The following is a 20,081-nucleotide window of genomic DNA, read 5'->3' on the forward strand; positions in this document are numbered from 1 at the left end:
AAGAGACAGGCAGTGAGAGGGGCCGGGCCTTTTCCGCGGCCTCGACAAGGGCCCTGCGCGGCCCCCTGAGGCCTCGCGCGTACCACCGTGGCCCCTGGGGCCACTGGGGCCTCCGGGGCCGTGTCAGCGGAGCTCCGCCGGCGGGGTCCGCTTGTCGTCGACCTTCTCCGTCCTGACCAGCTCGCCCCACACGACGTACCGGTACTTCGAGGTGTACACCGGGGTGCAGGTGGTGAGCGTGATGTAGCGCCCCGGGGTCGTCCTGCCCGACTCCTTGGGCACCGGGTTGATCACGTCCACGTTGTACTTCGACGTCTGGCGCAGCTCCGCGAAGACCTTGTAGACGTACCAGGTGTCCCGCGTCTCGAAGACGACCGCGTCGCCCGTCTTCACCTTGTCGATGTTGTGGAACTTCGCCCCGTGCCCGTCCCGGTGCGCCGCCAGCGTGAAGTTGCCCGTCGGGTCCCACGGCAGCGCCGATTTCACCGGGTCCGTGTAGTAGCCGGCGACCCCGTCGTTGAGGACCTCCGAGTCCGTGCCCCGCTTCACCAGCACCTCGCCGTTCTTCATCGACGGCACGTGCAGGAAGCCGACCCCGCCCTGGGTGTCCAGCGCCCCCGGCTCTGTGGCCGCCGAAGGCGTCGGGGCCGGCGGCTGCTCCCACTGCTGGCGGATCTGATCGCCCCGCGCCGAGGCCTGGCGGTCCGCCAGGACGTTCGTCCACCACAGCGAGTACACGACGAACAGGCCGAGCACCAGGCCCACCGTGATCAGGAGCTCCCCGAGCAGGCTCAGGAAGCCGGCGAGCACACTGCGGCCGGGAGGCGGCGCCGCGGCGCGGCGGCGGGCACGTGACACTGCTGATTCGTCCTTAGGGCGGCTACGGGAGGGCGGCTACGGGGAGGCCAGCGCGGGCGGAGCACCCTGCCCGCGGGGGCGTTCCTCGATCATCCTGCCCCATACGATCATCCGGTAGGTGCTGGTGAATTCCGGGGTGCAGGTCGTCAGCGTGATGTAGCGGCCCGGGCCCGTGAAGCCCGATCCCTCGGGCACCGGCTTCAGCACCGACACGTTGGTCGGCGGCGTCTGCGCCAGCTGCGAGGTCATCTCGTACGTGTAGTACGCGTCCCGCGTCTCGACCACGATCGGGTCCCCCGGCACCAGCCGGTTGATGTAGCGCAGCGGCTCGCCGTGCGTGTTCCGGTGCCCCGCCACCGCGAAGTTCCCCTGCGGGTCGCCCGGCATGGCCGTCTTCAGCGGGCCCTCGCCGTAGTGGCCGACCATCCCCTTGTCGAGCACCTTCGGCTTGCTGGTGCCCTCCGCCACGGGGACCTTCACGTCGAGCTTCGGGATGTACAGGATGGCGAAGCCCTGGCCCGGTTCGAAGGCCGACACGGGCGGCGCGTCCGCCCCGCCCTGATCGTGCTGCCAAGTCTGGCGCAGGGAGCCGGCGGCCCCGTTCGCGGCCCGTTCGGCCACCAGGTTCGTGTACCAGAGCTGGTAGGCGACGAACAGCAGCATCACCACGCCGAGGGTGATGAAGAGCTCCCCGGCCAGCCGGCTGGCGACCACCACCGGGCCGCCCGAGGCGGGGCGCCTTCGCCGGCGCCCGCCCCGCCGCCGCGAGCGCGGACGCCTCGCGGCCTCCTGAGCTGCCCTGCGCCGCGCGGCCCGGCCCTCCGTGGGCGCGGACGGCGCGAGGGCCGTCACGCGACGGCCTTGCCCACCACCGGGGCCAGCCCCACCGAGCGCTCCACGGCACCCGCGTCACCGCACCGCACCAGCCAGTTCGCGAGCATCCGGTGCCCCCACTCGGTCAGCACCGACTCGGGGTGGAACTGCACACCCTCGACGTCGTGCTCCCGGTGGCGCAGGCCCATGATGATCCCGTCCTCGGTGCGCGCCGTGACCTCCAGTACGCCGGGCAGCGTCTGCGGCTCGGCCGCGAGCGAGTGGTACCGGGTCGCGGTGAACGGCGAGGGCAGTCCCTCGAACACCCCGAGGCCCTCGTGGACCACCGGCGAGGTCTTGCCGTGCAGCAGCTCGGGCGCCCGGCCCACGACCCCTCCGTACGCGACCGCCATCGACTGCATGCCGAGGCAGACGCCGAAGACCGGAACGCCCGTGTCCGCGCAGTGCCGGACCATGTCGATGCAGACGCCGGCCTCTTCCGGCGTACCCGGCCCCGGCGACAGCAGGACTCCGTCGAAGCCGTCCTGCGCGTGCGCGAGCTCGACCTCGTCGTTGCGCAGCACCTCGCATTCGGCGCCGAGCTGGTACAGGTACTGGACCAGGTTGAAGACAAAGCTGTCGTAGTTGTCGACCACCAGAATGCGCGCGCTCACGGAGTGGCTCCCGATCCTTCGTCCACCGTCACATCGTTGAACGGGAGCAGCGGCTCGGCCCACGGAAAGACGTACTGGAACAGCACGAACACCACCGCGAGGACCAGCACGAGGGAGATCGCCACGCGTACCCACGCGCTACCCGGCAGGTGCCGCCAGATCCAGCCGTACATGCCGTCCGCTGCCTTTCGCTCAACGCACCGCAGGGGCGGTACGTCCACAGCCTAAAGGGCCCGCCCGGCGCGGTGGGGTCACCTTGGCAAACCCTCCGGTCCACCCTGTGAGACGGCCCGGGTACCGGTCAGTTCGGCCCACACGACGAGGCGGTGGCTGTGCCCCCATTCCGGGTCGCAGGTGGTCAGCGTCAGGTACCGGCCGGGGGCCGTGAAGGGCGAACGCGGGGGCACCGGGTCGACCACGGCGACCTCGTCCGGCTGGATGCGCAGGGCTTCGGCGCGGACCGTGTACGTGTACCAGTTCGCGTCGTCCTTGAGGATCACGGCGTCGCCCGGGCGCAGCTCCGGCATGTCTTTGAAGGGATCGCCGTAGGTGCGCCGGTGGCCCGCCACCGCGAAGTTCCCCGTGTCGCCGAGCCGGGCCGTGCCGGCGTAGTGGCCGAGGCCCTTCTTGAGCAGGTCGGTCCCCGTGCCCTCCAGGACCGGCTTGTTCCAGTCCGCCCCGAAGCGGGGGATGTACATCTCGGCGAAGGCCCGGCCCTCGGGGTACGCGGGGGGCGGCGCGGGCTGCGGTGAGGGGACCGGCGCCGCTGTCGGCGACGGCTGCGGGGCGGCCGCGGGCGCCGCCGCGGCCCAGCGGTCGCGCATCCGCGTCATCTCCCCGTCCATGGCCTGGTCGGCCTTGACGCCGGTCCACAGCAGGACGTACGCCACGAAGAGCACGATCAGCGTGCCCGCCGTCAGACACACCTCGCTGGACGTCCGCACCACCAGGCGCAGGACGGCATCGGCGCGCACTCCCTCAGGGCGCGCCCGTCTCGGAGGAGGGGGCCACGGGCTTCGCATAGTGGAGGTCCACTGTGCCGGAGTAGCCGGGCAGTGTCAGCGCCTTGTGCTCGTCCACTTTCCAGCCGAGCCCGTACGCGTTGACGTACAGCTGGTAGTTCTGCAGCGCCGGGGAGGAGGCGAGGGCCTTGCGCAACGCGCCCGGGTCGCCGACCGCCGTGACCTTGTACGGGGGCGAGTACACCCGGCCCTGGAGGATCAGGGTGTTGCCGACGCAGCGCACGGCGCTGGTGGAGATCAGCCGCTGGTCCATGACCTGGACCCCCTCGGCGCCGCCCTGCCAGAGGGCGTTCACGACGGCCTGGAGGTCCTGCTGGTGGATCACCAGGTCGTTGGGCTGCGGTTCGGGCACGTTGGGGATGCGGGCGGTCGCGTTCGGCGGCGCGTCGTTGAGGGTGACCGTGAGCGCCTTGCCGGACAGCTCCTCGGTGCCCGAGGCGGCGCGCAGGGCGGCCAGCTTGGCGTCCTCGGCCTTGGTGCTGCCGTCGTCGCGCTCGGCGAGGGCGTCCACCCGGGCGCGCACCGCTCCGGTGCTCTTCTCCAGCTCCGCGTTGTTCTGGCTGCGCTCGTGGATGAGGTCGGAGAGCTTGAGGAGCGAGGCGTCCGTGCGGATGTTCGTACCCTTGGAGGTGTTGAAGCTGGTGACGAAGATCAGGCCGGCCAGGGCGAACACGGCTGCCGTCAGCAGCCGGACCGGTCTGACCCGCCGACGGGGACCCGCGGAGGAGTCGTCGGAATTGCTCAACGTACCCTTCTCCTTCAACGCCACAGGTCCACTACGCTAACGGACGCCCGGGGGAGGCAAGGTCCCCAGCGCATCGACAGGAGAACCCCTCGTGCCGAAGTCACGTATCCGCAAGAAGGACGACTACACCCCGCCGCCGGCGGCGAAGCAGGCACAGACGATCAAGCTGACCAACCGCAGCTGGGTCGCTCCGGTCATGCTGGCGTTCTTCCTGATCGGTCTCGCGTGGATTGTCGTCTTTTACGTGACCGACACCCAGCTGCCGATCGAGGCGCTGGGCAATTGGAACATTGTGGTCGGTTTCGGATTCATCGCCGCGGGATTCGGCGTCTCCACGCAGTGGAAGTAGAAGCACGCTAGTACCGGCTGCGCAAGCTCTCCCCATGAGTTATCCACAGCGTCATCCACACCTGAGGAAAAGACAGAAGATCTGTGGATAACTCTGTGGAGAGTTGACGCCGGTGTGATCAGGTGAGTGCGGCAGTCCGGACCGCGATCACCGCTGCCGCCAGCAGGAACACCACCGCGCACGTGCCCCATTGGATGAGCGTGCGATTCCTGCCGGCAGCGGGCCGCAGCAGCCCCAGCGCGAGCAGTGCGCCGGTCACCAGACCGCCGATGTGAGCCTGCCACGACACGTTCAGACTGCCGCCGAACGGGACGAACGTCAGCACCAGCATGAGGACGACCGCCGTGACCAGCGGCCGCATCTCGTAGCGCAGCCGCCGCGCGAGGACGACGGTGGCGCCGAGCAGGCCGAAGACGGCGCCGGACGCGCCCAGGGTCGGCGTGTTCGGCGGGGTCAGCAGATAGACGAGGGCGCTCGCGCCCAGGCCCGACAGCAGGTAGACCGCGAGGTAGCGGGCCCGGCCGAGCGCCGCCTCGAGCGGCCCGCCGATGAACCACAGGCCGAGCATGTTGCCGATGATGTGCCACCACTCGACATGCAGGAACACCGAGGTCAGCAGCCGGTGGTACTGGCCGGTGGAAACCCCTTCGAGCGGCGCGCCGACGTACTCGACGTAGCGGCCGAGCAGCTCCAGCTGGATCACCAGCGCCGGGAAGACGGCAGCCGCGAGGAACACCGCGACATTGATCCCGATCAGGATCCTGGTGACCAGCTGCGGGTCGGCTGCGACCACCCCGCCCGCGAGGGTGCGCGGCGCATTGGCCGTGGGGCGGTGGCCCGTACCGGATCCCTCGCGTACGCATTCGGGGCACTGGAAGCCGACCGAGGCGCTGATCATGCACTCGGGGCAGATGGGGCGCTCGCAGCGCGTGCAGCGGATGCCCGTGTCGCGGTCCGGGTGGCGGTAGCAGCCCGGCAGGCGGTCGGTGTCCATCGGTCCCCTCGGTCGGCGGCGAGGCGGCTGATCCGCCCCACCGGTCCGGTACACATCGAGTACGGACGGGCCGGGCCCAAAGGTTCCCGGAGGCTGCGGGTCGGCTGCGGTCAGCGCTTCTCGACGACGACGGACTGGATGACCACGTCGTCGAGGGGGCGCTCGGTGCGCGGGTTGGTCGCGCTGGCGGCGATGGCGTTCACGACCTTGCGGCTCTCCCCGTCGGTGACCTCGCCGAAGATGGTGTGCTTGCGCGTCAGCCAGGCGGTGGGGGCGACGGTGATGAAGAACTGGGAGCCGTTGGTGCCCGGGCCGGCGTTGGCCATCGCGAGCAGGTAGGGCTTGGTGAAGGCCAGGTCGGGGTGGAACTCGTCGGCGAAGTGGTAGCCGGGGCCGCCCGTACCGTTGCCGAGCGGGTCACCGCCCTGGATCATGAACCCGCTGATCACACGGTGGAAGAGAGTGCCGTCGTAGAGCGGGTCCGTGGTCTTCTGGCCATCGGTGGGGCGGATCCACTCGCGCTCACCGGTGGCGAGCTCGACGAAGTTCCGGACCGTCTTCGGAGCGAAGTTCGCCAGCAGCTCGATCTCGATGTCCCCGAGGGTGGTCTTCAGGGTGGCGTAGAGCTTCTCGGCCACGGATCTGCCTTCCATAGTCAGCACTGTCGGTTTCAGATAGTCGCACGGAGCGTCGTGCCGGACAGAAATCGTCCACCCGTATGCCCTGTCACACATGCCCGTCGACGGTATGGCAGGCATGATCCGACAAAGGGTGGAAAGGTGAACTGTGTCCGCCACCGAGGAGGAGGATCCCGTGACCCGCAAGGACAGCGTGCGCCTGGCAGCCGAGAGCGCCAGGGAGAGTTTCCTGCACGCGGCGGAAGTGGTGGCACCGTACGCGGAATCCGCCAAGGATGCCGCGGTGCACTACGCCCAAGAAGCCAACGAGCGGCTGGCCCCGAAGGTGTCGTACGCGGCTGATGTGGCCGCCCGACAAGCTCGTACGACGTATGACAGTCATGTACATCCCCGGATCAAGGCGGCGCGCACGCACGTGCCGCCGAATGTGGACCGGGCGGCTACCAATGCGGTGAAGCAGTCCCGCCGGGCGGTGCGTCAGGCGGCGGATTACACGCAGCCGCGCCTCGAAGGCGCGCTCGCGGCGGCGCAGCCGGTGGCCGAGGAACTCTCGTCGCGTTCGACGGCCGCCCTGGCGGCGCTGCGCGGCCAGGTGTCGGCGAAGGAGGTGCAGAAGCTGGTACGGCGCCACGAGCGGCGAGCGCGCGCGAGCCGGCTGATCAAGGGCGTCGCGCTGGTCGGCCTGCTGGCGGGCGGCGCCTTCGCGGCGTGGAAGTGGTGGGACCAGCAGTCGAACCCGGACTGGCTCGTCGAACCGCCGGCGGCCACCGAGGTGCCGGAGCGGGGCGCGGAGCCGGCCAGCTTCGACGACGAGCTGGCAGCGAAGAAGCGCGCGGCGGACGCGGAGGAAGACAAGCGCTGACGCACGACGCACATGACGAAGGGGCCCGGATCCACCTGGATCCGGGCCCCTTCGTCATTCCGTGCGCGCGTTCAGCTGGGGAGCGTGAGCACCATGCCCGGGTGGATGAGGTCGGGGTTGGAGCCGACCACGCCCTCGTTCATGGCGTAGAGCTCGCGCCAGCGGGCTTCGTTGCCCAGCTCACGGCGGGCGATCGCGGACAGCGAGTCGCCGGGCTGGACCGTGTACGTGCGCTTCTTGGCGGGCGCCGGCTTGGGTGTGGGGGCCGCGGGCACGGCCTTGTGCGCGGCCGAGGCCGGGGTGGGGGTGTGCGGCGCGGGGGCCTGCGCGGCGCGCCGCGGCGGGGCGGGGGCGGCAGCGGGCTTGGGGGGCGCGGCGGCCGCCATCCGCTCCGCCGCCGCCTTGGTGGCCGAGGCGGCGTCGGTGTACTTGGTCCCGGTGTCGGCCGGCCTGGTCACGGAGGGCGCCGACTGCGCCGCGGCGGCCCGCTGCTCCACCTGCTCCTTGACCTTCTCGGCCGCCTCTTGCTGCTTCTTCTTGTCTGACTTCAGGAAGTCGAACATTCCCATGAGCGTGAGCCTCCGGCGTGGTGTTGCCCCCCTGGGCTGGGTGCCTTCCACCACTGTCGGACACGCGGCGCCGGGCGGCCGTGTGACGGGGCCGTCCGGGGGACGCCGCCCCCTTGTCTCGCCGGACCCCGCGCCGGACCTGATGTTTCACGTGAAACATGGGCACGAAAAAAACTCCCTCTGATCTGCATTCCTGCAGGTCAGAGGGAGTTCACGAGGTGGAGCCTAGGAGATTCGAACTCCTGACATCTGCCTTGCAAAGGCAGCGCTCTACCAACTGAGCTAAGGCCCCTCGAAAATGGACGCGCCGGTCCCCTGTGAAGGAGAGGTCGTTCCGCAGAACAGAGTACCGGGTGTACCCCCTCTTCCCGCAAAATGATAGGGACTCCCGCCCCGCGACCACTCTCCGTAAGATGCTCGCGAGGTTCGCACCAGCGAAGGGGAGTAGTAAGAGTGGACGCAGTACAGCAAGAGGCCACGGCCAGAGCCAGAGAGCTTCAGCGCAGTTGGTACGGGGAGCCGCTCGGAGCGCTTTTCCGCCGGCTCATAGATGACCTCGGCTTGAACCAGGCTCGCCTCGCTGCCGTCCTCGGACTGTCGGCGCCGATGCTGTCCCAGCTGATGAGCGGCCAGCGCGCCAAGATCGGGAACCCGGCCGTGGTTCAGCGGGTCCAGGCCCTCCAGGACCTCGCGGGCCAGGTGGCCGACGGGAGCGTCAGCGCGGCGGAGGCCACCGACCGGATGGACGAGATCAAGAAGACCCAGGGAGGCTCCGTCCTCAGCAACAGCGGCCAGACCACCACCGGTTCCGGCGCACCCACCGTCAAGCGCGTCGTCCGGGAGATCCAGTCGCTGCTGCGCTCGGTCTCCGCGGCCGGTGACATCATCGAGGCGGCGGACACCCTCGCCCCCAGCCACCCGGAACTGGCAGAGTTCCTCCGGGTGTACGGCGCGGGCCGCACCGCGGACGCGGTCGCCCACTACGAGTCCCACCAGAACTGACGCGCGGGACAACGGGCAACGGGGGACGAGCGCAGCGATGGGTGAGATCTTCGCCGGTCGGTACGAACTGATCGATCCGATCGGCCGCGGTGGCGCGGGCGCCGTCTGGCGGTCCTGGGACCACCGGCGCCGCCGGTACGTCGCCACGAAGGTCCTCCTGCAGAGCGATGCCCACACCCTGCTGCGGTTCGTGCGTGAGCAGGCACTGCGGATCGATCATCCGCACGTGCTCGCCCCGGCCAGCTGGGCGGCGGACGACGACAAGGTCCTGTTCACGATGGACCTCGTCGCCGGCGGTTCCCTCGCCCATGTGATCGGGGACTACGGGGCCCTGCCTCCCCGTTTCGTGTGCACGCTGCTCGACCAGCTCCTGTCGGGGCTGGCGGCGGTGCATGCGGAGGGTGTCGTCCACCGCGACATCAAACCGGCCAACATCCTGATGGAGGCCACCGGAACCGGGCGGCCGCACCTGCGGCTGTCCGACTTCGGCATCTCCATGCGCAAGGGTGAGCCCCGGCTGACCGAGACGAACTACGTGGTCGGTACGCCGGGCTACTTCGCGCCCGAACAACTGCTCGGCGCCGAACCCGACTTCTCCGCCGACCTCTTCGCCGTCGGCCTGGTCGCCCTGTACCTGCTGCAGGGCCGCAAGCCCGACTCCCAGGCCCTGGTGGAGCATTTCCTCGCCCACGGGACCCCCGGGCCCCCGGAGGGCCTCCCCGGGCCGCTGTGGGACGTCCTGGCCAATCTCCTGCAGCCGGACCCCCAGAGCCGGTTCAAGACGGCCACGGGGGCGCGCAAGGCCCTTGCCGAGGCCGTGGAGCTGCTGGCGGCGCCCGCGCCCGACGAGGATCCGGTGGAGGTTTTCGACCAACTCGGCCCGCTCCCGGCCGGTTTCGGCCCCCAGGGCCCCCAGGGCTCCCAGGGCCCCTACGGCACACCCGCACCCACCCCGCCCACCCCGGCCGCGCCTCCGGACACGCCCCCGGCCCCGGCCGTGGACCAGCCGACCGCCCCGGCCCCCCTGGGCGTCTTCGGGCCTTCGGAGACGGGCAGTTTCCACCTCCCGCCGCCGACCCCGCCCGCGCACCCGGCCCCGCCCGCGCCGCCCGCCCGTACGGGCGCCCTCGCGCCGCCGCCCGCCAAGGTCACCGCCGGGATCCTCGTCGCCGCACTGCTGTGCTTCGCGGTCGGGGCCTGGGCCCTCACCCAGCTCTAGGGCCGGGCCCGCCGGGCCAGCAGCATCCAGCCGCCGAGCACCAGCAGCAGCAGGCTCCCGGCGCCGAAGCCCGCGCCGGCCACGACGCGCATCACCGAGCGGTTCCCGGCGGCGTCGGCCGCCTCCACCGCGGTGAGCCCGTCCTGCGCGGCGGCCCGGTCCTCGCCGCCGACCCCGAAGCCGCCCGCCGCGAGGCTCTCCCGGTACACGGGCGCCTTGGCCGGAGCGCCGAGGACCTCCATGCGCAGGGTCAGCGGCACGGGTACCGCCTCGTCGGTGAACTCGGCGACCTTCGCGGCCATGGTCACGGCGATGTAGTACCAGCCGGCCATCCGCACCGGCCGCACCGCGGTCTCGGAGGCGTAGCGGTTCTCGTACGCCACCGGGGCCGTCTTCGGCAGCGTGACGCTGGCCTGCTTGCCGTCGTAGCTGACGTCCTTGGCCTCGACCAGCCCCCGATAGGGCGTGTACAGCGAGACGGTGAGCCCGCCCGAGGCCGATCCGTACTCCTTGGTCCGCTTGGCGGCGGAGAGTTCGGCCCCGAAGCCGAGCTGCTGCCCCCAGTCGAGCGGCACCCGGTAGTAGCGGGTCTGGCCGGGCCGCAGCTCGTCGCGCCACACCCCGCCGTCCAGCGCCCGTGCGTCGTTGAAGCCGGTGCCTCCGCTGCGGGGGACGGACTCGGTGCCCGGCAGGGTCGGGGAGGCCGAGGGCCAGGCGCTGGGCGCGGTGGTGGGCGCGCTGCCGGCGGCGAGGCCGGGCTCGCGCTGTACCCGCAGCTCCAGCGGCCACGCGCTCGGGGCGGAGCCCTTGGCCGCGGTCCTGGTGACCTTGGCGTAATAGACCCCGCCCTGCTGGCAGTCGGAGTCCTCCTCCAGCCGCCGGACGCCGACCGCGCTGACGGGTACGGCGTCGTAGCCGAAGGCGGCCCGCCCCGGGTTGCCCGTGCAGTCGCGCCCCTCGGTGGTCATGACCTCCACCTGGACGCCGTCGCTGGAGCCCACCTTGGCCCCCGCCGGCGGCTGGAGCACGGCGGAGACGTACACGCTGGACCGGTCGTCGAGGACGAGCCGGTAGAAGCGCTCCCCGGGGGCGATGGCGTCCTGGTAGACGGACCCGGCGTCCAGGAGCGGGGCGCCGGCGCTGGAGGGCTTGCCCTCGACCTTCCTGGCGCCGTCCGCGATCCGGTACGAGGGCACCGGCTGAGGGCTCGGCTGCGCCAGAGACGGCCCGGCCGCCGCGGCCGCGACCCCCAGGGCCACCGCTGCGACCAGCACCGTTGCCCGAACCCGCCGCGCCCGACGACGTACCCGACTCATCCCGCCCACCCCGACCCACCCCGAGTTTGCCAGCGCAAGCCAAATCTTTGCAAAATGCAACTTTTCGTCACAGAACAGCACAAAGCCCCGACCGCAGCGGCAGTCGGGGCTCTGGGATCAACCTCGGGTCTCACACACCGGAACCAGAAGGCACGGAGTCGGTTGCCTCCGTCCACAGGTCCTGCTCGGCGCGGTCCGCCTGGATCTGGCGGTACACGAGGAGCCCGCCGATGGCGGCCAGTGCGACCAGGAGCAGCTTCTTCACCGCGCGACCTCGTCTTTCGTTGACGTAGGGGACTTCTGGCGCCCAACAATACACACCGGCCGATACCGATCGGTGATCTGGCGGTCAGCCAACTGGCGCTACGACAAAGACCCCCAGGCCATGGGCCTGGGGGTCTTCGACACTGTGGGGCTAACAGGATTTGAACCTGTGGCCTCATCCTTATCAGGGATGCGCTCTAACCAACTGAGCTATAGCCCCATCCGCGCTGCGCGCTGACTCCTGAAGATTAGCGCACAGAGCGGGTCAGGCCAAAATCCGTTCCCCGGGGCAGTCCCCGCAGGTCATCCGGCCGTCATTCGTCCTCGGCGAGCGTGAGCTCCACACCGCCCACGAAGCCCGCCGACAGGTTGTAGATGAACGAGCCGAGCGTCGCGAGCGCCGTCATCAGCACCACGTCGATCACCGCGATGACCGACGTGAAGATCAGCACGCGCGGCAGCGACAGGAACCCCTGGAGGTCGAAGCCGTTGCTCTCGTTCGATCCGGTCGCCTGGCTGATCGTGCCGCCGACGGTCGAGAAGATGCCCATGGCGTCCATGACCATCCACAGCACCACCGACGCCACGATCGTGCAGACGCCCAGCGCGATGGACAGCAGGAAGCTGACCTTCATCACCGACCACGGGTCGGCCTTGGCCACCCGCAGCCGCGCCTTGCGCGTCCTCGGCGTCGTACGCGCCCCGGTGCGCGGCTTGCGCTGCGCCCCCGGGTCACTGCCGCCGCGGGCCGCGCCCGGGCCCGAGGGCGCCGAGTACGCCTGCGGCGGGTGGTAGGGCGGCGGCCCGGCCTGCGGTGCCTGCGGTCCTCGAGTGTCCGTCACGGTTCCCCCCTGGGAGTCCGCGGCGGGGCCACGGGCACCGTTCGCTCCAGTCTGTGCCGGTCCGGCGCCCGTGGCTCCACTCACGCTTACTCCTCGTGCTCCCCAGCCGAGGGCTGCGTGCCCTCGGCGGCCTCGGCGGCCTGTCCTTCGACTGCCGCCTCGGTCCCGATCTCTGTCTCGGCCCCGTCGACCTCGTCAGCTTCCTGACCGGCCTCGGCGTTGCGCGCGATGCCCACCACGGCATCTCGCTTGCCCAGGTTGATCAGCTGGACGCCCATGGTGTCACGGCCGGTCTCCCTGACTTCGTTGACGCGCGTACGAATCACACCACCGCTGAGCGTGATGGCGAGAATCTCGTCCGTTTCGTCCACGACGAGCGCCCCTACGAGCGACCCGCGGTCCTCCACGATCTTGGCGGCCTTGATGCCCAGACCGCCACGGCCCTGGACGCGGTACTCGTCCACCGGCGTCCGCTTGGCGTAGCCGCCGTCGGTCGCGGTGAAGACGAACGTACCCGGCCGCACAACGCTCATGGAGAGCAGTTCGTCACCCTCGCGGAAGCTCATGCCCTTCACGCCCGAGGTGGCGCGGCCCATCGGGCGCAGCGCGTCGTCGGTCGCCGTGAAGCGGATCGACTGCGCCTTCTTGCTGATGAGCAGCAGGTCGTCCTCGGCGGACACCAGCTCGGCGCCGATCAGCTCGTCGTCGTTGCCCTCCTGCGTCTCGCGGAGGTTGATGGCGATGACGCCACCCGAACGGGGCGAGTCGTAGTCCTTGAGCGCCGTCTTCTTCACGAGGCCGCCCTTGGTGGCCAGGATCAGGTAGGGCGCGGCCTCGTAGTCGCGGATCGCGAGGATCTGGGCGATCTTCTCGTCCGGCTGGAAGGCCAGCAGGTTCGCCACGTGCTGCCCGCGCGCGTCGCGGCCGGCGTCCGGCAGCTCGTACGCCTTGGAGCGGTAGACCCGGCCCTTGTTGGTGAAGAACAGCAGCCAGTGGTGCGTGGTGGACACGAAGAAGTGGTCGACCAGGTCGTCCTGCTTCAGCTTCGTGCCGCGCACGCCCTTGCCGCCGCGCTTCTGCGAGCGGTAGTCCTCGGTCTTGGTGCGCTTGACATAGCCGCCGTGCGTGATCGTGACGACGATGTCCTCTTCGGCGATCAGGTCCTCGATGGACATGTCACCGTCGAAGGGCACCAGCTTGGAGCGCCGGTCGTCGCCGAACTTCTCGACGATCGCGGCCAGTTCCTCGCTCACGATCGAGCGCTGCCGCTCCTCCGAGGCCAGGATCGCGTTGTACTCGTTGATCTTGGCCTGGAGGTCGTCGTGCTCGGCGACGATCTTCTGCCGCTCCAGCGCCGCCAGGCGGCGCAGCTGCATCTCCAGGATCGCGTTCGCCTGGATCTCGTCGATCTCCAGCAGGCCCATCAGGCCCTCGCGCGCGATCTCGACCGTGTTGCTGCGCCGGATCAGGGCGATGACCTCGTCGATCGCGTCCAGCGCCTTGAGCAGACCGCGCAGGATGTGCGCCCGCTCCTCCGCCTTGCGCAGGCGGAAGCGCGTACGCCGGACGATGACCTCGATCTGGTGCTGCACCCAGTGGCGGATGAAGGCGTCGATCGACAGGGTGCGCGGCACCCCGTCCACCAGCGCCAGCATGTTCGCGCCGAAGTTGGTCTGCAGGTCGGTGTGCTTGTACAGGTTGTTCAGCACGACCTTGGCGACGGCGTCGCGCTTGAGCACGATCACCAGGCGCTGACCGGTTCGCGACGAGGTCTCGTCGCGGACGTCGGCGATGCCGCCGACCTTGCCGTCCTTGACCAGGTCGGCGATCTTCTGCGCCAGGTTGTCCGGGTTGGTCTGGTACGGGAGCTCCGTGACCACCAGGCACTGGCGGTTCTGGATCTCCTCGACCTCCACCACCGCGCGCATCGTGATGGAGCCGCGACCGGTGCGGTACGCCTCCTCGATGCCCTTGCGGCCCACGACCAGGGCGCCGGACGGGAAGTCCGGGCCCTTGATGCGCTCGATGAGCGCGTCCTGGAGCTCCTCGTGCGAGGCCTCCGGGTGCTCGAGCGCCCACTGCGCGCCCGCCGCGACCTCGCGGAGGTTGTGCGGCGGGATGTTCGTGGCCATGCCGACCGCGATACCGGCGCTGCCGTTGACCAGCAGGTTCGGGAAGCGCGCCGGCAGGACCGTCGGCTCCTGGTTGCGGCCGTCGTAGTTGTCCGTGAAGTCGACGGTCTCCTCGTCGATGTCCCGGAGCATCTCCATGGCCAGCGGCATCAGCTTGCACTCGGTGTAGCGCATCGCGGCCGCCGGGTCGTTGCCCGGGGAGCCGAAGTTGCCGTTCGAGTCCACCAGCGGCATCCGCAGCGACCACGGCTGGGCCAGGCGGACCAGGGCGTCGTAGATCGAGGAGTCACCGTGCGGGTGATACGTACCCATGACGTCACCGACGACGCGGGCGCACTTGTAGAAGCCCTTCTCGGGCCGGTAGCCGCCGTCGTACATCGCGTACAGCACGCGCCGGTGGACCGGCTTGAGGCCGTCCCGTACGTCGGGCAGCGCGCGGGAGACGATGACGGACATCGCGTAGTCGAGGTAGGAGCGCTGCATCTCCGTCTCGAGCCCGACGGGCTCGATGCGCATGATGGGCTGCTCTTCCTCGGTGTTCTCGGCGGTGGGGGTGGTTTCGTCGGCCATTGCTGGTCAAAGATCCTTTCAGGCGGTCAGCTGAGCCGACTCAGATGTCGAGGAAGCGGACGTCCTTGGCGTTGCGCTGGATGAAGGAGCGCCGGGCTTCGACGTCCTCACCCATCAGCACCGAGAACAGGTCGTCGGCCTGCGCGGCGTCGTCCAGGGTGACCTGGCCGAGCACGCGGTGGTCCACGTCCATGGTGGTGACGCGCAGTTCCTCGGCGTTCATCTCGCCCAGACCCTTGAAGCGCTGGATCGAGTCTTCCTTGATCCGCTTGCCGTTCTGCTTGCCGAGCTCCACCAGCGCGTCGCGCTCGCGGTCCGAGTACGCGTACTCGAAGTCGTCGCGGCCCCACTTGATCTTGTACAGCGGCGGGCGCGACAGGTAGACGTGCCCGGCCTCGACCAGCGGCCGCATGAAGCGGAACAGGAAGGTCAGCAGCAGGGTGTTGATGTGCTGGCCGTCGACGTCGGCGTCCGCCATCAGGATGATCTTGTGATAGCGGAGCTTCGCGATGTCGAAGTCCTCGTGCACACCCGTGCCGAAGGCACTGATCAGCGCCTGGACCTCGGTGTTCTGCAGGATCTTGTCGATGCGCGCCTTCTCGACGTTCAGGATCTTGCCGCGGATGGGCAGGATGGCCTGGTACATCGGATTGCGGCCGGACTTGGCCGAGCCGCCGGCCGAGTCGCCCTCGACGATGAAGATCTCGCACTTCGTCGGGTCGTTGGACTGGCAGTCGGACAGCTTGCCCGGCAGCGAGGCGGACTCCAGCAGACCCTTGCGACGCGTCAGGTCACGGGCCTTGCGGGCCGCGACGCGCGCCGTGGCCGCCTGGATCGCCTTGCGGATGATGTCCGCGGCCTCGACCGGGTTGCGGTCGAACCAGTCGTTGAGGTGCTCGTGCACGACCTTCTGCACGAAGGTCTTGGCCTCCGTGTTGCCCAGCTTGGTCTTCGTCTGGCCCTCGAACTGCGGCTCGCCCAGCTTGATCGAGATGATCGCCGTCAGACCCTCGCGGATGTCCTCGCCGGCGAGGTTGTCGTCCTTCTCGCGGAGGAACTTCTTCTCGCGCGCGTAGCGGTTGACCAGACCGGTCATCGCCGCGCGGAAGCCCTCTTCGTGGGTACCGCCCTCGTGCGTGTGGATCGTGTTCGCGAAGGAGTAGACGCCCTCGGTGTACTGCGAGTTCCACTGCATCGCGATCTCGACCGAGAGCATGCGCTCCTTGTCCTCGGCCTCGACGTCGATGACGGTCGGGTGGATCAGCTCGCCCTTGCGCGAGTTGAGGTACTTCACGAAGTCGACGATGCCGCCCTCGTAGTAGTACTTCACCGTGCGCGCCTGGTCCGTCTCGGCCTCATCGGCCGAGTCCGCGCCCATCGTCGCCTTCGCCGACTCGCGCTCGTCCGTCAGCGACAGGGTCAGGCCCTTGTTGAGGAAGGCCATCTCCTGGAAGCGCCGCGACAGCGTCTCGAAGGAGTATTCGGTCGTCTCGAAGATGTCGCCGTCGGCCCAGAACGTGACCGTCGTGCCCTGCTCGTCGGTCTGCTCGTTCTTCGCCAGCGGGGCCGTCGGCACGCCCATCTTGTAGTCCTGGGTCCAGCGGTAGCCCTCACGCCGGACCTCGACCGAGACCTTGGTCGACAGTGCGTTCACCACGGACACGCCGACACCGTGCAGACCACCGGAGACGGCGTAGCCGCCGCCTCCGAACTTGCCGCCCGCGTGCAGGACCGTCAGGACGACCTCGACGGCCGACTTGCCCTCGGAGGGCACGATGTCGACCGGGATGCCGCGCCCGTTGTCGATGACGCGCACGCCGCCGTCGGCGAGGATGGTGACGTCGATGCGGTCGGCGTGCCCGGCCAGAGCCTCGTCGACCGAGTTGTCCACCACCTCGTAGACGAGGTGGTGGAGACCGCGCTCACCCGTCGATCCGATGTACATGCCGGGCCGCTTACGGACCGCATCCAGGCCCTCCAGGACCTGGATGTTGCTGCCGGTATACGAAGATTCACCGGCCTCGCCGCCGGCGGTGGACTCGTTCTTCTCGTTGGGGTTGCCGGAATCGGCCACGAAGCGCCCTTTCTGGCACAGCACAGGACGTACTCCGGGCCGGCAGGTGTGCCGGCAGGAGCGGCTGCGTCGATCTGCGTTGTCAGCATTAAGTCGGTGCAAGTCGGTGTTACTCGACCGGGATCCCGCGAAGGGGCGGGATTGTCTCCCAGTCTACCGGTACCACTGACATGAATGGGGGTTTGCTGGTGCCTGAGTCCGCATGTGCCGCCCTGAACCTCCACTCTCCGACTCCCCATATCCGGGGAGGGGCTCAAAGTGGCTCACACGGGCATCCAGCGCTTCGGGCTGTCAACCTGCCGCTACCGTGAGGGACGCCACGCACGAGGCCCCCCGCGACGGGCGCACGGGACCCCCCGCGACGACCGCGCGACGCCCCCGCGACGACCGCGCTCCGCCGCACGGCTCACCCGTACGTATCGCCCGGGCCCGTACTCCCCGGCGTGCGCCACGGCCCGTACTGCTTGGGCCGCCCGCCCGGCCCCTGCACCTTGATCAGCCGTACGGTGCCCTGGCCGAGGTCCGCGTTCAGCCGGGCCACCAGCTGCGGGGCCAGCAGCTTCAGCTGCGCCGCCCACGCCGAGGAATCGCACCGCACGACAAGTTCACGGTCCTCGTAGCGTTCCGGTTCACAGTGCGCCGCGATCTCCGGGCCGACGATCTGCGGCCAGCGCTCCATCACGCCCGCGACCGCCATCGGCATCTCCCAGCCGCGCTCCGTGCGCAGCCGGTCCAGCGCGGCCATCAGCGGCATCGGGTCCCGGCCGTCCGCCCGGGCGCCCGAGCGCAGCCCGGGGTGCGGCTGGCGCTTCTTCCCGCTCACCGCGTTGCCCCGGGCGCGCGCCTGCTCGCGCGCCGCCGCCAGCGCCTGGCGGGCCAGATCGACCCCCGAGGGCTCGGGCGCCTTGCGCGGTTCCTTCTCCTGGTCGTTCACAGCCGGGTCACCTCACCGCCGGACACTCCGAACCGCGCCCCCGCCAGCACACCCGGAACGTCATCGTCCACCGCCGCCGTCACCAGCACCTGCTCGCCCGGAGCCACCAGCTCCGCCAGCCGCTCCCGGCGCCGCGCGTCCAGTTCCGCGAAGACGTCGTCCAGGATCAGCACCGGCTCGGCGCCCTCCGTGCGCAGCAGCTCGTACGAGGCCAGCCGCAGCGCCAGTGCGTACGACCACGACTCCCCGTGGCTCGCGTACCCCTTGGCCGGCAGTTCCCCGAGCCGCAGCACCACGTCGTCGCGGTGCGGACCCACCAGGGTCACGCCCCGCTCCACCTCCTGCTTGCGCACCTCGGCCAGCGCCGCCAGCAGCACCTCGTACAGCGCCTCCCTGGTCCGGGCCGCACCGCTGTCCACCGGCTCGCCCGCCGACGACTTGTACGCCAGACCCAGCGGGCCGCCGCCGGGCGCGAGCTGCTCGTACGCCTTGTCCGCCAGCGGCAGCAGCGTCGCGACCAGGTCGAGCCGGTGCGCCAGGAGCTCCGCGCCCGCGCGCGCGAGGTGCTGGTCCCAGACGTCGAGGGTCGACATGTCCATGGAGCGGCCGCCGTGCCGGCGCGCCATCGCCGCCGACTTCAGCAGGGTGTTGCGCTGCTTCAGCACCCGCTCGTAGTCCGAGCGGACCGCCGCCATGCGCGGCGAGCGCGCCGTCACGAGCTCGTCGAGGAAGCGCCGCCGCTCGCCCGGATCCCCCTTCACCAGGGCCAGGTCCTCCGGCGCGAACAGCACGGTGCGTACGATCCCCAGCACGTCCCGGGGTCTGACCTGCGAGGACCGGTTGATGCGGGCCCGGTTCGCCCGCCCCGGATTCAGCTCCAGCTCCACCAGCTGCTGGCGCTCGCCCTGCGTCACGGCGGCGCGGATGATCGCCCGGTCCGCGCCCATGCGTACCAGCGGGGCGTCCGCGGAGACGCGGTGGCTGCCCAGGGTCGCCAGATATCCGATCGCCTCGACCAGGTTCGTCTTGCCCTGGCCGTTGGGGCCCACGAAAGCCGTGACGCCCGGGTCGAGGGGAACCTCGGCCCGGGCGTACGAGCGGAAGTCGGCCAACGAGAGATGCGAAACATGCATACGGCGCCGACCTCCCCCGGCTTCCTGCTTCTGCTCTGTGGTGCTGTGGTGGTGCTACTTCTTCTCGACCGCGTGGCCGCCGAACTGGTTGCGCAGCGCGGCGATCATCTTCATCTGCGGGGAGTCGTCCTGGCGCGAGGCGAACCGCGCGAACAGCGAGGCGGTGATCGCCGGCAGCGGGACGGCGTTGTCGATCGCGGCCTCGACGGTCCAGCGGCCCTCGCCCGAGTCCTGGGCGAAGCCCCGCAGCTGCTGCAGGTGCTCGTCCTCGTCCAGCGCGTTCACCGCGAGGTCCAGCAGCCAGGAACGGATGACGGTGCCCTCCTGCCAGGAGCGGAACACCTCGCGGACGTCGGTGACCGAGTCCACCTTCTCCAGCAGCTCCCAGCCCTCGGCGTAGGCCTGCATCATGGCGTACTCGATGCCGTTGTGGACCATCTTCGCGAAGTGGCCCGCGCCGACCTTGCCCGCGTGCACGGCGCCGAAGTCACCCTCCGGCTTGAGGGCGTCGAAGACCGGCTGGACCGCGGCGACGTGCTCCTTGTCGCCGCCGTACATCAGCGCGTAGCCGTTCTCCAGGCCCCAGACGCCGCCGGAGACACCGCAGTCCACGAAGCCGATGCCCTTGGCCGCCAGCTCCTCGGCGTGCTTCTCGTCGTCCGTCCAGCGCGAGTTGCCGCCGTCCACGACGATGTCGCCGGGCGAGAGCAGCTCGCCGAGCTCGTCCACGGTCGACTGGGTCGCGGCTCCGGCCGGGACCATCACCCACACCACGCGGGGGGCCTGCAGGCTGTCCACAAGCTCTTGCAGGCTGTGGACATCGGCGAGGTCCGGGTTGCGGTCGTATCCGATGACGGTGTGGCCTGCGCGGCGGATGCGCTCGCGCATGTTGCCGCCCATCTTGCCGAGACCGACGAGACCAAGCTCCATCAGGTGGTTCCTTAAGCGTTGTGGCCGTCTGTGCCGGGGTTCCCCTGCTACCCGGGGACACCCCCGGCCCCGAGCCTACGCCGGGCGGTGCCGCCCGGCCCCACGGGCACTCCGGGCAGGGTCGGGGAGAGGTCCCGGACG

20 protein-coding genes, 2 tRNA genes and 1 pseudogene are annotated in these 20,081 nt (G+C 70.1%); 4 read left to right on the top strand and 19 right to left on the bottom strand.

Features of this window, described 5'->3' with window-relative positions:
• Window positions 1-123 precede the first annotated feature (123 nt).
• From ACFWB8_RS26510 to ACFWB8_RS26535, 6 genes and pseudogenes are all read right to left on the bottom strand, one after another.
• Window positions 124-858: a class E sortase gene (locus tag ACFWB8_RS26510; protein WP_385232031.1), complete on the bottom strand. Its 735-nt coding sequence runs from the start codon at window positions 856-858 to the stop codon at window positions 124-126.
• A gap of 36 nt (window positions 859-894) precedes the next feature.
• A pseudogene (locus ACFWB8_RS26515) lies at window positions 895-1,743 on the bottom strand (class E sortase); the annotation flags it as partial.
• A complete protein-coding gene (locus ACFWB8_RS26520) occupies window positions 1,707-2,345 on the bottom strand; it encodes an aminodeoxychorismate/anthranilate synthase component II (protein ID WP_385232034.1) in 639 nt (212 codons plus the stop codon). The pseudogene ACFWB8_RS26515 and the gene ACFWB8_RS26520, both read right to left, overlap by 37 nt.
• Complete coding sequence (locus ACFWB8_RS26525) at window positions 2,342-2,518, bottom strand: hypothetical protein (RefSeq protein ID WP_385232042.1); 177 nt, start codon at window positions 2,516-2,518, stop codon at window positions 2,342-2,344. Before ACFWB8_RS26525 ends, ACFWB8_RS26520 begins: the two co-directional genes overlap by 4 nt.
• Window positions 2,519-2,596: 78 nt before the next feature.
• Entirely contained in the window at window positions 2,597-3,319 is a 723-nt protein-coding gene (locus tag ACFWB8_RS26530; RefSeq protein ID WP_385232045.1) for a class E sortase, read from the bottom strand.
• Between the two features lie 4 nt (window positions 3,320-3,323).
• On the bottom strand, window positions 3,324-4,112 hold the full coding sequence (locus ACFWB8_RS26535; protein WP_385232048.1) for a DUF881 domain-containing protein: 789 nt from the start codon (window positions 4,110-4,112) through the stop codon (window positions 3,324-3,326).
• 91 nt (window positions 4,113-4,203) lie between these two features.
• Between ACFWB8_RS26535 and crgA the strand changes: the two genes are divergently transcribed.
• Window positions 4,204-4,461 carry a cell division protein CrgA gene (gene crgA, locus ACFWB8_RS26540; RefSeq protein ID WP_385232051.1) on the top strand — a complete coding sequence of 86 codons (258 nt, stop codon included), beginning with the start codon at window positions 4,204-4,206 and terminating at the stop codon, window positions 4,459-4,461.
• 118 nt (window positions 4,462-4,579) lie between these two features.
• Here crgA and ACFWB8_RS26545 read toward each other — a convergent pair whose 3' ends face one another.
• Both ACFWB8_RS26545 and ACFWB8_RS26550 read right to left on the bottom strand, forming a co-directional pair.
• Window positions 4,580-5,455 (bottom strand): rhomboid family intramembrane serine protease, encoded by an 876-nt coding sequence (locus ACFWB8_RS26545; protein ID WP_385232054.1) that lies wholly within the window; start codon window positions 5,453-5,455, stop codon window positions 4,580-4,582.
• A gap of 110 nt (window positions 5,456-5,565) precedes the next feature.
• The gene (locus tag ACFWB8_RS26550; RefSeq protein WP_385232142.1) at window positions 5,566-6,093 is read right to left on the bottom strand and encodes a peptidylprolyl isomerase; all 528 of its coding nucleotides are present in this window, start codon (window positions 6,091-6,093) and stop codon (window positions 5,566-5,568) included.
• A 175-nt stretch (window positions 6,094-6,268) separates the two neighbouring features.
• Here ACFWB8_RS26550 and ACFWB8_RS26555 point away from each other — a divergent pair, with 175 nt between their 5' ends.
• Window positions 6,269-6,955 carry a DUF5324 family protein gene (locus tag ACFWB8_RS26555; protein WP_385232057.1) on the top strand — a complete coding sequence of 229 codons (687 nt, stop codon included), beginning with the start codon at window positions 6,269-6,271 and terminating at the stop codon, window positions 6,953-6,955.
• 71 nt (window positions 6,956-7,026) lie between these two features.
• On the opposite strand, the gene ACFWB8_RS26560 is transcribed toward ACFWB8_RS26555, so the two are convergent.
• Window positions 7,027-7,518, bottom strand: a complete 492-nt coding sequence (locus tag ACFWB8_RS26560; RefSeq protein ID WP_385232060.1) for a LysM peptidoglycan-binding domain-containing protein — start codon at window positions 7,516-7,518, stop codon at window positions 7,027-7,029.
• Between the two features lie 225 nt (window positions 7,519-7,743).
• Window positions 7,744-7,816 (bottom strand) — tRNA-Ala (locus ACFWB8_RS26565).
• Between the two features lie 161 nt (window positions 7,817-7,977).
• Here ACFWB8_RS26565 and ACFWB8_RS26570 point away from each other — a divergent pair.
• Both ACFWB8_RS26570 and ACFWB8_RS26575 read left to right on the top strand, forming a co-directional pair.
• The gene (locus tag ACFWB8_RS26570; protein ID WP_385232063.1) at window positions 7,978-8,526 is read left to right on the top strand and encodes a helix-turn-helix domain-containing protein; all 549 of its coding nucleotides are present in this window, start codon (window positions 7,978-7,980) and stop codon (window positions 8,524-8,526) included.
• A gap of 37 nt (window positions 8,527-8,563) precedes the next feature.
• Window positions 8,564-9,745, top strand: coding sequence for a serine/threonine-protein kinase (locus ACFWB8_RS26575; RefSeq protein WP_385232066.1), 1,182 nt, complete (start codon window positions 8,564-8,566; stop codon window positions 9,743-9,745).
• On the opposite strand, the gene ACFWB8_RS26580 is transcribed toward ACFWB8_RS26575, so the two are convergent.
• The 9 genes from ACFWB8_RS26580 to gnd form a co-directional block, all read right to left on the bottom strand.
• Window positions 9,742-11,019: a hypothetical protein gene (locus ACFWB8_RS26580; RefSeq protein ID WP_385232069.1), complete on the bottom strand. Its 1,278-nt coding sequence runs from the start codon at window positions 11,017-11,019 to the stop codon at window positions 9,742-9,744. The two genes, ACFWB8_RS26575 and ACFWB8_RS26580, sit on opposite strands and share 4 nt — an antisense overlap.
• Before the next feature lie 172 nt (window positions 11,020-11,191).
• Window positions 11,192-11,326, bottom strand: coding sequence for a DLW-39 family protein (locus ACFWB8_RS26585; RefSeq protein WP_208809277.1), 135 nt, complete (start codon window positions 11,324-11,326; stop codon window positions 11,192-11,194).
• A 145-nt stretch (window positions 11,327-11,471) separates the two neighbouring features.
• A tRNA-Ile gene (locus ACFWB8_RS26590) sits at window positions 11,472-11,545 on the bottom strand.
• Between the two features lie 94 nt (window positions 11,546-11,639).
• A complete protein-coding gene (locus ACFWB8_RS26595) occupies window positions 11,640-12,251 on the bottom strand; it encodes a DUF3566 domain-containing protein (protein WP_385232072.1) in 612 nt (203 codons plus the stop codon).
• A 2-nt stretch (window positions 12,252-12,253) separates the two neighbouring features.
• Window positions 12,254-14,869, bottom strand: a complete 2,616-nt coding sequence (gene gyrA / locus ACFWB8_RS26600) for a DNA gyrase subunit A (RefSeq protein ID WP_385232075.1) — start codon at window positions 14,867-14,869, stop codon at window positions 12,254-12,256.
• A 40-nt stretch (window positions 14,870-14,909) separates the two neighbouring features.
• A complete protein-coding gene (gene gyrB, locus ACFWB8_RS26605; protein WP_385232078.1) occupies window positions 14,910-16,967 on the bottom strand; it encodes a DNA topoisomerase (ATP-hydrolyzing) subunit B in 2,058 nt (685 codons plus the stop codon).
• Between the two features lie 382 nt (window positions 16,968-17,349).
• On the bottom strand, window positions 17,350-17,877 hold the full coding sequence (locus tag ACFWB8_RS26610; protein ID WP_385232081.1) for a DUF721 domain-containing protein: 528 nt from the start codon (window positions 17,875-17,877) through the stop codon (window positions 17,350-17,352).
• Window positions 17,874-19,010 carry a DNA replication/repair protein RecF gene (gene recF, locus ACFWB8_RS26615; protein ID WP_385232084.1) on the bottom strand — a complete coding sequence of 379 codons (1,137 nt, stop codon included), beginning with the start codon at window positions 19,008-19,010 and terminating at the stop codon, window positions 17,874-17,876. The genes ACFWB8_RS26610 and recF overlap by 4 nt, the downstream gene beginning before the upstream one ends.
• Before the next feature lie 54 nt (window positions 19,011-19,064).
• Window positions 19,065-19,940 carry a phosphogluconate dehydrogenase (NAD(+)-dependent, decarboxylating) gene (gene gnd / locus ACFWB8_RS26620; protein WP_385232087.1) on the bottom strand — a complete coding sequence of 292 codons (876 nt, stop codon included), beginning with the start codon at window positions 19,938-19,940 and terminating at the stop codon, window positions 19,065-19,067.
• Window positions 19,941-20,081 lie beyond the last annotated feature (141 nt).

Origin of the sequence: Streptomyces sp. NPDC060031, from assembly GCF_042736805.1 — a bacterium.
Taxonomy (GTDB): domain Bacteria; phylum Actinomycetota; class Actinomycetes; order Streptomycetales; family Streptomycetaceae; genus Streptomyces.